The sequence below is a fragment of the Natronococcus sp. A-GB1 genome, from assembly GCF_029688845.1.
In the GTDB taxonomy this organism is placed as follows: domain Archaea; phylum Halobacteriota; class Halobacteria; order Halobacteriales; family Natrialbaceae; genus Natronococcus.
Window position 1 is genome coordinate 179,657 of sequence record NZ_JARUKW010000007.1, and the last position, 12,924, is coordinate 192,580.

Consider the following 12,924-nt stretch of genomic DNA (forward strand, 5'->3'; position numbering starts at 1 on the left):
GGTGTATGAGCGAGCAGCCACGCGTCGAGATCTACACCAAGACGCAGTGTCCCTACTGTGACAAGGCGAAGGACCTCTTCGATAACAAGGGTATCGAGTACGAGACGTACAACGTCACCGGCGACGACGAGCTGTTCGAGGAGATGGTCGAACGCGCCGAGGGTCGCAAGACCGCTCCCGAGGTTTTCATCGACGACGAACTGATCGGCGGCTGGGACGAGACCGTTGCACTCGAGGAAACCGGCGAACTCGACGAGAAGCTCGGGCTCGTTACCGACGGTGGGAGCGATGCGCCGACGGGGCATCGAGACGAAGGCGGCGCAGCCGCCGAAGCGGCCGAACACCGCAAGCTGATCATCGCCGGCACCGGGATCGCCGGTCTCACCGCGGCGATCTACGCCGGCCGAGGGGACAACCAGCCGCTAGTCATCGAGGGCGACGAGCCGGGCGGCCAGCTCACCCTCACCACCGACGTCGCCAACTACCCCGGCTTCCCCGAGGGAATCAGCGGTCCCGACCTGGTCAACAACATGAAAGAGCAGGCCAAGCAGTTCGGCGCCGAGCTCAAAAACGGCATCATCGAATCGGTCAACGCCGACCAGCGGCCGTTCCGCGTCGAACTCACGAACGGCGACGTCTACACCGCCGACGCGCTCATCGCCGCCTCGGGCGCCAGCGCCCGCACGCTGGGCATCCCTGGCGAGGACGAGCTGATGGGCTACGGGCTCTCGACGTGTGCGACCTGCGACGGCGCGTTCTTCCGCGACGAAGACATGCTCGTCGTCGGCGGTGGCGACGCCGCCATGGAGGAAGCCACCTTCCTCACAAAGTTCGCCGACACCGTCTACATCGCCCACCGCCGCGAGGAGTTCCGCGCCGAGCAGTACTGGATCGACCGCGTCCACGAGAAGGTCGAGGAGGGCGAGATCGAGATTATGAAAAACACCGAGGTCACCGAGATCCACGGTTCCCAGGAGGAAGGCGTCGACTACGTCACCCTCGTCGAGAACGAGCAGGGCCACCCGACCGACCGACTCGACGACCCCGAAACCAACGAGTTCGAGTTCGACGTCGGCGCGGTCTTCTTCGCCATCGGCCACACGCCGAACACGGCGTACCTCGAGGGCACCGGCGTCACGATGGACGACGAGGGCTACCTCCGTACGCAGGGCGGCGACGGCGGCGGCCAGACCGAAACCGACGTCCCCGGCATCTTCGGCGCGGGCGACGTCGTCGACTACCACTACCAGCAGGCCGTCACGGCCGCCGGAATGGGCTCGAAGGCGGCACTGGACGCCGACGAGTACCTCGAGGATCTCGAGCGCGCCGAGTCGAGCGCCGAGACCGAGGCGGCCGCGGCCGACGACTGAACTCAGTTCTCGCTTTCCCAGCGATCGGCCAGTAACGCTGCAATTACGACGCCGAACGTGAGTCCCGACGACGCACCCAACAGGAGGTCGTCAAAGACGGCGACGAACCCGACGGCGATGACGACCCCGCAGGCGAGCCCGACGGCGAGGGCCTTCACGGTCCGTTCCCGATCGGTCATTGCCTCGCCCGTCTCGTTCATTACCGGACGTGGGTTCGACGGCGGCTTGAGGGTACTGGTCGGCTCGAGGAAACATCCGTTCGTCTCAGCGAGAGCGAGTCCGAACTGCGTCACGTTCGCCGCTCGGTCTTCGTTCGGTAACCGATTGCATAGATAAGGAACAGTCCTCTTCTCCGAGACTACCCGGGCCACACTGCGGTGGCGCGCGCTGGCGATCAGGTCGAGCAATAGCGAGAACTGATCGTCAACATCGTGTGAGGGATGAACGAGGGAACGGAGTGACTGAGAGAATCGGCTGGGGAGGGCGTGGCAATCCCGCGTGTCCAGAAGTAGCAGAACGGTATTGTCGGCCACAGTACTCTATTGTCAGCCACAGTAGTAGATCGAGCCATTACGGAAGTTCGAGGAGAAAGCCCCGCCGTTCACGGCGGGGATGAATCCGACAAAATCTACGTGAACCACGTTTGACGTGCTACACAGATATTTTAAGTCATATGGTTGCGGATTATCATGTGTCCGAGGCGGTCTACCCGCCCCACTAATCGGACAATATCGGGATTCCCCGATTTCACGCAGAAAGAACCTCTTTCTGTTGTGGGCTCGGGGTGCAGCAAGAAAGTAGCTCCGACTCCCATGCCGGGATAGGAGTAACGGCTGGTTGGCACAGCCAGTAGCCGTCATCAGGGCCGCTACAAACCTTAAACATCCCAACTCAGCGGTACGGTGCCGTGGGAATCTTCGCCCTTCAGGGCGGAGAGGATGTCAAGTCTGCACTCTTCGTCCACCAAGTTTGAATCACGACTCTCCTGTGCCTCGGTGATCAGAATCGGAAACTACTGCGCAGCGTCGCCACTTCGGGACGTGAGGGTTCAAAAAAGGCGGAATACCGCGAATCGCAAGGGCCGGACGGAGTCCGGTAGTTAGTCGGCGTTAGTTCTGACGGCGGAGCGCGAGCATCGCGGCGCCGAGCAGTGCGACGATGGCGACGGCGACACCGAAGCCGGGCACGGTCTCGTCGTCGTCGGCGGCGTCGTCAGCACCGTTGGCGTCGTCGCCGTTGGCACCGTTCTCGCCGTTCTCACCGTTGGCACCGTTCTCGCCGTTCTCACCGTTGGCGCCGTTCTCGCCGTTCTCACCGTTCGCGTCGTCCTCGTCGCTGACGGTCAGCGTACCGGATGCGCTGTCGTCACCGGTTTCGACGGACCAGTCGATGTCAGCTTCCTCGCTGGTGTCGAAGTCGAAGGACTCGGTCACGGAGTCACCGGCGTCGAGCTCGAGCTCCTCGGTGTACTCCTCGTCACCGACGGTGGCCTCGAGCGTCGCGTTGCCGGCCTCGTCGTTGTTGTTCACGACGGTCACGTCGAGGCTGGCGTCGTCGTCGACGTTAACCTCGGACGGAGCGTCGGCGTCAATCTTGAAGCCGTCCTTCTTCTCCTCCTCATCGTCGTCAGCGGAGACGAAGACGCCCTCGGCCTCGTGTTCAGGCTCGTCGCCAGCGGTCACGCGGAGGGTTCGGATCTCGTCACCTTCCTCGTGCTCGCTGAGGTTGAAGGTCGTCATCAGCATACCGTCACCGTCGACCTCGGCGTCGGAGGTGTAGACCTCGGAGGTCGTGCGGAGTCGGAAGTCACCGTCCGTGCTGGGCGCGAGGTTCGTCTCGGCCGTCAGCTCGGACTCGTTGTCAGCTTCGATCTGGAAGCGGTCGTCCTCGTCCTGGTCGCCGACGAATTCGACGTAGGCTTCCTCGATGTTGACCTGAGCGTCAGCGGTCTCGTCCTCGTCAACGTACGGGTTTTCATCGTCGACGGTGAATGTCACGTCCCAGGTCTCGTCAGCGTCCATCTCGTCCTCGGTCGCGTCAACGACGACGAAGAATCGGTTCTCGTCCTCGTCGACAACGACGTTGTCGCTGCTAAGGTTCTCGTCCAGCGTGAAGCTGTCAGCGCTACCGTAGCGTGGTTCTTCAGTGTCCTCGAACTCGAGCTCGAGGGTGTCGTCACCGGCCCACTCGCCGTCGTCGAGAGCGTAGCCGTAGATACCGGACGCTTCAACGCCGACAACGAGGAGGTCCTCGTCGGCGACGGAGTCAGTGGAGGTCGCGGAGTCTTCGATGTCGTCGAGTTCAACGTCTTCCGCATCGAACTCGTCACCCGCGAGGTTCCACGTGCTCATGTCACCGGTCGATCGCTCCTCGAGGAGGAGGACCGCGGCGTCAGTTTCTTCGTCGGTGTCAGGCGTGACTTCGAGCTCGTAGTCACCGGGGAGGAGTCGCTCGTCATCCTCGAGCGTAGCCTCATCGTCACCGTCGAACTCTTCCGTAACAGTCACGTCGTCAACGTCGAGTTCCTCTCCTTCTTCGTCGAGGAGGGTAACGACATCGTCACCGTTGCCCTGACCCGCGAGGTACGTGTTGTACTGCACCGTCACGTTGTCCTCGCCGTCAACGCCTTCGATCTCGATAGTGGCGTTGTAGAATTCTTCCTCGTCGGTCATGTTGACCGTGAGGTCGTCAGTGGCGTCGTGTTCGATTTCGAACTCGGCGACGTCACCGACGTTCTGCTCGTAGGTGGAGTCGCTGAACTGCGCGTCAATCTCCGGCTCCTCGCCGACCGAGATCTCGGCCATGTCCTCGGCCGTCGTGTCAGTCACTTCAACGGTGAACTCGTAGTCACCGGTGCTCTGGTCAGAGAAGTCCGCATCGAAGGAGTCGTTCTCGTCCTCCTCAACGTCCTCGATGAGGATCGCATCCTCGAGCTTCTGGTCGTCCTCAGCGTCGAAGATCTCCGCGAGGTCGTCCTCGTCGATCGACTCGTTCTCGTGTTCACCGCTCACGTGAACGTCGACGAGATCTCGCTCGTACTCACTGACGTCCTCGTAATCGAGCGTAACGTCGTCGCTCGATTCGATGGCATCGTCGGAGAAGTCAACGTCAATTTCGTGTTCGTTGACCCAGAAGTTGTTGGAGGTATCAGGGTCGTAGTCCTCGATGTCGACACCGTCGATGTGGTATCGAGCCTCGTCGAGTTCGCTCGTGTCGAGAGTTGCAACACCATCGTCATCGACACGGATGTTCGCAACGACGTCGTCGCCCTGCATCAGGTCAGCGCCCGAGTCGAGGCCGCTGATTTCGACTTCTTGTCCAATCCATACATCTCCGATATCGTCTGCATCGAATTGCGCATCAGGCTCGTCTGCAGCGACAGCGCCCGAGAAGGACGCCGCCATCGCGAAAACAGACATAACCATCAGCGCGGCAAGGAACACTGCACGTCCCTTTTCGCGGAATGAAGTTTCGCTTGTCATTTGTTGTTGTCTTGTTGGTTGGTTTGCGTGCGATCGAGCGGAGAGCGAGTCAACCATCAGCGGTGTCGCAGCCGACTCGCCCCGGGTAGGGGTAATCCCCTCTTTTGGCAACTGTGTAATAAGCTTTCTGAACGACCACTCTGATTCCTAATATGTCCAATAACGTTCGATAGTTGCATCTGAGGCTTCTTTGAAGTCTTTCGGATATCCTGTAGCACTATACTGTAAACTACTGATTGGCTGATTCTACGCCTCTAGCGTACGTATTTCTTAGTTATGATTAAGATCTAGATGCAACTTTAGAGGACTATTATAGTTAGTTCAATAATGGCATCAATCACTGAGGGCGCCCTCGAGCCATCACCTCGAGAACACCAAACAACCACAACCCCCGCTAGAACAGAGAAAACCACGCGCGAAAAGAGCCGACCGTCGACGCCTACCCTCGAGCGTCCCGATACCGATGCGCTGCCCACACCGCGACGGACGCGAGTCCCGCGACCAGCGCAGGCCAGCGATCGCTGCTCAGGTAGAGTCCGCCCGCGGGCGGGCGGTAGTCGAGCAGGGGCCAGAAGACGGCGTAGGCCTGGCCCGACGGCGTGATGAGCGCGACGTCCAGCACGTGGTGGGAGGCGGCGCCGAGCAGAAACAGCGCGAACGCCTGACGACGGTACTCGGGCGCGAGCAACAGCGCCGTCAGCAGCCCGAGCAGGATCGTCCCCCCGAGGGTGTGCAGCGGCGCCCAGGAGAAGGGAATCCCCAGCAGGTGTTGCATCAGGCCATCGGGCAGGAAGATCTCGGCTTTCACGAAGTCCGGTGCGAGCGCGCCGACCATGACGATCGTGACGTGGGCCGGCCCCATCCAGTCGTAGCGGAAGGCGAGCACCATCCCCAGTACGTAGCCCACGAGGACGTGCGTAAGGACGTCAGCCACCGCGATCACCTCCCGCGGGCGCCTCGAGGGCGTCGTCGGTCCGCTCACGGCCGTCCTCGGCGGCCGAGTCACTGGAGTAACCACGCGATCGCGCACGCTCGCGCGGAACGAACGCGAGTCGCTCGAGGTCGAACCGCCAGTCCCGAAGCACGCGGCCGACGACCAGGAACCCGCCAAGCAACGAGATCAGCATCATGTACCGCGTGTCGCCGGGCTCCTGGACGGTCGCCCGCTCCGCGGCGAGGGTCTCCTCGTCCTCGAGCGTCCCGGAGGCCGTAACCTGGTCGCCGACCTCGAGGGGATCGTCCGTGTTCTGAACGGCCGCGTTGGCCTCGAGCACCGTGAACTGGCCGTAACCACTCGCGCGCGTCGCGATGACGACCGGATCGGTCTCGACGACCTCACCGCCGAGGACGACCTCCTCGCCGACGTAGTCGGCTCGGTCGTTGGGCACCTCGGTCTCGTCGGGGAGCTCCGATTCCATCGGCTCGGCGGGGCTGGCGCCGGCCCAGACGATCAGCCCGGCGAGGGCCGCGACGACGAGTACGATCGCGGCGAGGCGAACGCCCTGCCCGAACGGCTCTCGGCTCGACATTCGGTTCACTCGCGGGGGCGACTCGCCATAGGCGTTGCGCTCTCCTCACCGAAGCGCGCCCGGAGCCGCCGACGGATCGGGGACGCCTCGAGGGTGCGCCAGCCGACGACGGCGCCGACGGTGCCGACCAGGGAGAGCAGCGCCCTCGTGCTGGCGGCGTCGACGAGAACCGCGAGGACGGCGATCGCGATCGCCACGAGAAACGCCCGCCAGGGGTCGCCGCGAGCGAGCCAGGCGATCCCGCCCAGGTACGCGACGGCGAGGACGACCGACACGGGGACGTCAACGAGGTAGTGGATCCCGAGTGCGAGTCGGGCGAAGCTGACGACGACGACCACCGTGACAGCGGCGAGCAGCCGTCGGGCGCGGGTACTGGGGGTCGTCCACAGCGCGAGCGCACCCCAGGTACTTACCGCCGCCATGACGTGGCCGCTGGGAAAGCCGTGCTCGCTCGAGGACACCGCGTGCAGGCTGGGATCGGTGCGGGGAAGCGCGAACGCCCCCTTGACCAGAACGACGAACGCGAGCCCCCCGAGCGCGACCGCGAGAACGTACGCGGTTCGATCGGAACAGAGCGGTCGCCCGTCGGAAACTCCCGCTCGAAGCGTTCGGCCGACGTCCTGAAGGTAGAACACTCCGAGCACGGGAACGAGCAGCGTCAGCTTCCCGGGGTGAGAGAGCGCGACGAACAGCAGCGTCGTCCACTCGGGGAGAAAGTCGCGGAGGAGTTCGGTCGCGCCGACGCTGCGGCTCATACCGCAAGACGGGACGCCACCGGATAAACGGTTCGCGTTTCAGTCGCGCGCCAGCGCTCGTGGCGTGAGCCTCGCTCGAAAAATCTGGACCAAAAACGACCTAGAACGGGAACAGCGAGTCGGCGTCGGGATCCCGCTCGAGCAGTTCGATCTCGTGGCCGTCCTGGTCTTTCGTAAAGGCGTACATGTTGTCGTTGCTCTCGGGATCGCGGTAGTCCGCCGCTTCGCGCGTCATGAGCTGGTCCCAGTCCTCCTCGAGGTCGTCCATGCGGACACAGAGGTGGCCCCAGGCGTCCCCGAACTCGTAGCTGCGGCCGTCGTAGTTGTAGGTGAGTTCGACGGCCATCGCCTCCTCGCCGGCGCCCTCGGGTTTCATGAAGTAGTTCGCGAACGAGTCCGACTCCCAGCGGCCGGTGTGTTCGTACTCGAACTTGCGGGTCCAGAAACCCAGCGCGTCGTCGGCGTCCTCGACGCGGATCATGGTGTGGTCGAGCGACCAGGTCGCGCCCTGCTCGGGATCGCGCTGGACGATCTCGACCTCGTGGCCGTCGGGATCCTTCACGAAGGCGTACCGGCCGCCACAGGACTCGGGGTCCCGATAGTCGTCAACGCCCTCGTCCATCAGCTGCTCGTAGTGCTCCTCGAGTTCGCCCTCCGGCACTCGAACGGCGATGTGGCCCCAGGCGTCGCCGACCTCGAGGTCGTCCTCGCCCTCGTTGTGGGTGAGCTCGAGCATCGCCTCCTCCTCGTGCATCTCCTCGGGGCCGAGGTAGACGATGGTGAACCCGTCGCCCTCGTGACGATCTTTCTCCTCATACTCGAGGTGGGTTTGGTACCAGTCGAGCGATTCCTCGAGGTCGCCGACGCGAAGCATGACGTGATCGAGCGTGCCCTCCATATCCGGACCAACGCCGGGAAATCTCAAAAGCGTGGCGAAGCCGGCGGTCTACTCGGCCGTCCGTGGACAGCTCCCCGGTTTCGTCACTCGTCAGGGTCGGTCCCGTCGTCCGTCGTGTCTGTCGGATCGGCGTCCAAATCGGACGGCGGCTCCGAGGAGGACGCGGCCGCGGGTTTCACCGGATCGTCTCGCTCCGATCGAGTGCCGGCCACCGCTACCGGCTCGACACCCTTACGTCGGGCGTCGAGTTCGGAGAGCCCGTAGACGAGGACGACGAGGATCACGACGCCGATCGGGAGCAAGAGCAGCGGGGTGATCCGGAGGTAGCCCCACACGACGAGCAGTCCGACCGCTACGAGACCGACCGTGACCGCGTAGTACAGCTGGGTGCGGACGTGATCGATGAGGTCGGCACCGGTGAACGTCGCCGACAGCACCGAGGTGTCCGAGATCGGTGAGGAGTGATCGCCGAAGATGGCGCCGGAGAAGATCGTCCCCACGATCGCGGCGACCATCGTGTGGTCGTTCGTCAGTCCCCAGGCGACGGGGATTGCGATCGGCGTCAGGATCGCCATCGTCCCCCAGGAGGTCCCGGTCGAGAAGGCGATAAACGCCGCGGTCAGGAGAACCACGGCGGGAAGCAGCTCGGGCGGGAGGAACTCGCCGACGAACCCGGCGACGTAGTCGCCCGTCCCGAGTGCGTCCTCGCCGACGACCTCGCCGATCCCCCACGCGAGTACGAGGATCGAGACTGCGGTGAGCATGATCCCGAACCCGTTGATCGTCGTGTCCGTTGCATCGCCCAGACCGAAGATGCCGTATACTTTCCCGAGGACGAACCCGGACGCGACCATCGCGAACGAGCCGTAGATCAGCGCCGCGGCGTAGTCGGCCTCGGTAACCATATCGAACAGCCCGGCGCCGGGCTCGTACCCGGTCAACAGTGCCGCACCGACAGTGACGACGATGAGCACGGCGACTGGGCCGAAGAAACTCACCAGCCGCGGGTTCGAGGCCGCCGGGTCACCGAGATCGGCCTCGACGTCCTGCATCGGCTGGGCGTCCTCGCGGTAGACCCTCCCGGTCCCCCACGACCGGTGCTCGGCGTCGAGCATCTCGCCGTAGTCCCGTCGGGTCGCGACGATGATCCCGACCATCACGATCGCGAGGATCGCGTACATGTTGTATGGTATCGAGTTGAGGAAGACCTCGAACGCCGACGGATGCTCCTCGAGTCCGAGATCGTCGTAGGCGTCGGCGATGAGCCCGAGCTGGAACGCGACCCACGAGGAGATCGCGAGCGTCGCGATCGGCGCGGCGGTGGAGTCGACGATGTAGGAAAGCTTCTCGCGGGAGACGAGCAGCTGGTCGGAGACGTCTTTCATCGTGCTGCCGACGATCGCGGAGTTAGCGTAGTCGTCGAAGAACATCAGGATGCCAAGTGCGAAGGTGGTCGCGCCCGCCTGGCGCTGCGTGTCGAGTTTCGAGAGCGCCCAATCCCGAACGGCGTAGGATCCCCCGAGGTTCCAGATCATAGCGACGCCCGAGCCCAGAAGCAGGGTAAACAGCAGGATCTGCGCGTGAAAGCCGTCGTCGGCGATGATCGCGCCCACGATCCAGTCGAACGTCGGAACCAGTCCGAATCCGGAGGCGACGACGCCTTCTCCCCAGGCGACTGGATCCGCCAGCGGGTTCGGACCGCCGGCATAGAGGATTCCCCCGGACCAGATTCCCAGAAACAGCGACAGCACCGCTTTTCGCGTGATGATCGCCAACACGATTGCTAACAACGGCGGTAACAACGAGAGAGCGCCGAACTCCGACATAGTCTACGGTTTCACACTCCCTTTGATAATACTGTTGTACGAAAGCGAATATTTCAGCGGGAGGTCGCGATGCTCGGGTCGTTCTCGTCGAGTCGGACCGATCAAGCTAACAACTACCGCCGCAGAATGAGCTTCAGTACGTCCTCGTCCTCGAGGACGTGATCCGTGCCGACCTGCTGTTCGTCGTGGGTCGCACTGGGGCCGCTGACGCGGGCAAATCGGAATCGCTCCTCCATCTCGCCACCGAGTTTCTCGATGGCCTCGCCGACGGTCGATCCCTCCTCGATCACCAATGGTTCCTCCCAGTCGACGCCCCGTCCTGGTTTGTCCATGTAGACCCGGATCAGTCCGAGGTTCTCCCAGATACGGTCCTTGAGCGCGTCGAGACCGCGTTCGGCCTCCGCGCTGATGAACGTCACCTCTTCCTCGGGGTCGAGCCCGCGCTCGCGCAGTTGCTCGTCGACCTGCTGCTTGTAGTCGGGTTCGATCAGATCGACCTTGTTGACGCAGGTGATCGACGGGATGTACTCGCGGTTCTCCATCAGCCCGTCGATCAACCGATCGATGGTGACGTTCTCCTGGAGGTTCAGGTCGGCGTTGACGTAGCCCTGGTCGCGGAGCACGTCCGAAATCGTCTCCTCGTCTAAATCCTGATCGGTGCTCGAGGTGATCTTGATCCCGTCTTTGATCTTCGGCCGGACGGTCACCCGCGGAGGCTCCTGGTCGACGCGGATGTTGATGTCGTACAGTTCCTCCTGGAGCCGGTCGTACTGGTCGATCTCGAACACCGAGAGCACGAAGATGATCAGGTCGGCGTTGCGGACGACCGCGAGCACCTGCTGTCCGTCACCCTTCCCGGACGCCGCGCCCTCGATCAGCCCGGGGACGTCGAGCAGTTGGATGTTCGCCCCGCGGTGGTTGAGCATTCCGGGGTTGACGTCCAGCGTCGTGAACTCATAGGAGCCCGTCTCGCTCTCGGCGTTCGTCAGCGAGTTCAACAGCGACGACTTGCCGACGCTCGGAAATCCGACGAGCGCGACCGTCGCGTCGCCGTGTTTTTCCACGGAGTAGCCGCCGCCACCCCCCGAGCCCGACTGCTGATTCTCGAGTTTCTCCTTCTTCTCGGCGAGCTTGGACTTCAGCCGGCCGAGGTGGGCCTCGGTCGACTTGTTGTAGGGCGTGTTGGCGATCTCCTCTTCGATCTCCTCGATATCGTCCTCGAGCCCCATTTGTCTGTACTCAACCGGGCGGACCGAAAAACGCTTTCCATGCGACCCGCGCCCCGGCTTCGACCGATCGTCCTCGGAGCCTGCCACCACCGAGGTGTACCACTCGGTTTCAGCACGATTGACGATGAAGTTCGACACCCATAAACGGTCGGCGGCGGTAGCGTCGCACAGAGATGCCGGAACCGGCACAGCTGCGAGACAGCACCCAGATCGTGCTCCCCCGTGAAACCCTCGAGGGACTCGAGTCGCGCCTCGACGAGGAGTTCACCGTCACCGTCGTTCCCGAAGACGACGATCGCTGCCGGATCATCGGGAGCCCCGTCGAGATCACGGACGTAAGCGAGTTCCTCACTCGTCGCGGTGTCGTCGTTCAGTAGCCGACACACCGACGCTCGCAGGACAGCGGAACCTACGTTGGCTATCGCTCGGGGTGTGTCAGCGCGTCGAACCCGCCCCGAACCAGCGGTTTCGCGACGTGGCGGCGCGCACACGGCGGCACCTCGTACCATCCCTCTTCGAGGTCGCGCTCGAGCGCCACCGTCTCCTTCTCCGGTGCACTCGTCTTGCAGTCGCGACACCGATACCCCTGATTCCGCCCGGCACTCTCCATCGTCCGCCCGCAGTCGGGGCAGGTCGGCGTGACGCGTTCGGTCTCGACGCGCTCTTGAAGAGCGAACTTCTCGAGTTTGAGCGTCCCCCGCGTGACCTCCCCGCAGACCGTGAGTCGGTCGCCGACTCGCAGCGCTCGCACTCGGTCGCGGAACCGCTTGGTCGGCTCGAAGGCGGCACACTCGAGCGACGGCCGTTCGTCCCGGTCGCGGTCGTCGTCGAGTCCGTCGAGGGTGACGAAGACGTGGCCGCCCCGCCTGGTTTCGGGCTCGCTCGCGACCCGGCCGTCGACCCGGTAGGCTCGCCCGTCCCGGACCGACTCGATCGATCCGTCCCGAAGGTGGACGTCCGTTCCCTGATTGGTGACGAACAGCCGGCTCGAGGCGACGGGTTCGCTCTCGATTCCTTCGGCGACCCGACTGATTGCGTCGGGGTCGTCGCCCCGAATGCCGTACAGGATTGGACCGGGTGTATGTGGAACGCAGACCGTTTCACCCTCGCCGCGGTCGACGGTGTCCCAGACCCTCGGATACTCGCGGTCGGCCGCGGCGAAGATGCTCTCCGCGTCGACCTCGCGGGGCGTTCCCCACCGTTCGGACTCCCGGTAGGAGATCCGTTCGTAGGTCCACTCCTCGAGTTCGTTCCGGGCGCCGATCGCGGCGAGGGCGCCGATCCGGCCGCGGCCGTTGCCGGCGTGCCACGAGCGGTAGCCGTGGCCGTCGATCAGGGCTGTCGCGTCGGCTCGCTCGAGGTGGGTTCGGATCGCCAGTCGAGAGAACTCGCTTACGTCCGTCGGCGACTCCTCGGGGTCGTGGTCGGCGACGACCAGCCCGGGATGGGTCCGCTCGTCGGCCGTTTCGGCGAGGCGCTCGAGGCGTTCGCGGGCGATTTCGAACGCGCTTGCAGGAGCGCAATCGGTGTGAATCGCCAGCGCGGCGTTGCCGCGGGTCTTGTACTCGACGGCAGGGTTGAGCCGGACGAGGATCAGCCGCGACACCGACGCGCCCGACCGTTCCAGTCGCTCGGCGATCGTCTTCGCGACGTAGGTCGTACACATCCCTCGCTCGCGGGAGTCGGTATCGTCGAGCCCGACGACGGTCATCGACGGAGGTTACCGGGCCGGGGAGTAACCCCTTTCGAACGGGCGACGACGAGTTCCGATCGTATAAAAGCGTATCCGTCGGATTCCGGTCGAATCGCCACCCTGCGGCCGGTGATCGGCGGGA

At 63.8% G+C, this 12,924-nt stretch carries 11 protein-coding genes; 2 read left to right on the forward strand and 9 right to left on the reverse strand.

Translation table 11 applies throughout. From position 1 onward, the window contains the following. Positions 1-5 precede the first annotated feature (5 nt). A complete protein-coding gene (locus QA600_RS10320) occupies positions 6-1,370 on the forward strand; it encodes an FAD-dependent oxidoreductase (protein ID WP_278291851.1) in 1,365 nt (454 codons plus the stop codon). Positions 1,371-1,372: 2 nt separating this feature from the next. Here the strand turns inward: QA600_RS10320 and QA600_RS10325 are convergent, their stop codons facing one another. From QA600_RS10325 to QA600_RS10360, 8 genes are all read right to left on the reverse strand, one after another. Then, on the reverse strand, positions 1,373-1,570 hold the full coding sequence (locus tag QA600_RS10325; protein ID WP_278291852.1) for a hypothetical protein: 198 nt from the start codon (positions 1,568-1,570) through the stop codon (positions 1,373-1,375). 909 nt (positions 1,571-2,479) lie between these two features. Beyond that, positions 2,480-4,909, reverse strand: a complete 2,430-nt coding sequence (locus QA600_RS10330) for a BGTF surface domain-containing protein (RefSeq protein WP_345782017.1) — start codon at positions 4,907-4,909, stop codon at positions 2,480-2,482. Between the two features lie 382 nt (positions 4,910-5,291). Continuing rightward, entirely contained in the window at positions 5,292-5,795 is a 504-nt protein-coding gene (locus QA600_RS10335; protein ID WP_278291886.1) for a metal-dependent hydrolase, read from the reverse strand. Then, entirely contained in the window at positions 5,779-6,381 is a 603-nt protein-coding gene (locus tag QA600_RS10340) for a hypothetical protein (RefSeq protein ID WP_278291854.1), read from the reverse strand. The genes QA600_RS10335 and QA600_RS10340 overlap by 17 nt, the downstream gene beginning before the upstream one ends. Before the next feature lie 5 nt (positions 6,382-6,386). Continuing rightward, complete coding sequence (locus QA600_RS10345) at positions 6,387-7,136, reverse strand: phosphatase PAP2 family protein (protein ID WP_278291855.1); 750 nt, start codon at positions 7,134-7,136, stop codon at positions 6,387-6,389. Between the two features lie 100 nt (positions 7,137-7,236). Continuing rightward, positions 7,237-8,034 (reverse strand): VOC family protein, encoded by a 798-nt coding sequence (locus QA600_RS10350; protein WP_278291856.1) that lies wholly within the window; start codon positions 8,032-8,034, stop codon positions 7,237-7,239. Between the two features lie 83 nt (positions 8,035-8,117). After that, the gene (locus QA600_RS10355; protein ID WP_278291857.1) at positions 8,118-9,860 is read right to left on the reverse strand and encodes a Na+/H+ antiporter NhaC family protein; all 1,743 of its coding nucleotides are present in this window, start codon (positions 9,858-9,860) and stop codon (positions 8,118-8,120) included. A 113-nt stretch (positions 9,861-9,973) separates the two neighbouring features. Next, positions 9,974-11,089: a GTP-binding protein gene (locus QA600_RS10360; protein WP_278291858.1), complete on the reverse strand. Its 1,116-nt coding sequence runs from the start codon at positions 11,087-11,089 to the stop codon at positions 9,974-9,976. A 173-nt stretch (positions 11,090-11,262) separates the two neighbouring features. Between QA600_RS10360 and QA600_RS10365 the strand changes: the two genes are divergently transcribed. After that, the gene (locus QA600_RS10365; RefSeq protein ID WP_278291859.1) at positions 11,263-11,466 is read left to right on the forward strand and encodes a hypothetical protein; all 204 of its coding nucleotides are present in this window, start codon (positions 11,263-11,265) and stop codon (positions 11,464-11,466) included. A 41-nt stretch (positions 11,467-11,507) separates the two neighbouring features. On the opposite strand, the gene QA600_RS10370 is transcribed toward QA600_RS10365, so the two are convergent. Continuing rightward, complete coding sequence (locus QA600_RS10370; protein ID WP_278291860.1) at positions 11,508-12,800, reverse strand: tRNA(Ile)(2)-agmatinylcytidine synthase; 1,293 nt, start codon at positions 12,798-12,800, stop codon at positions 11,508-11,510. Positions 12,801-12,924 lie beyond the last annotated feature (124 nt).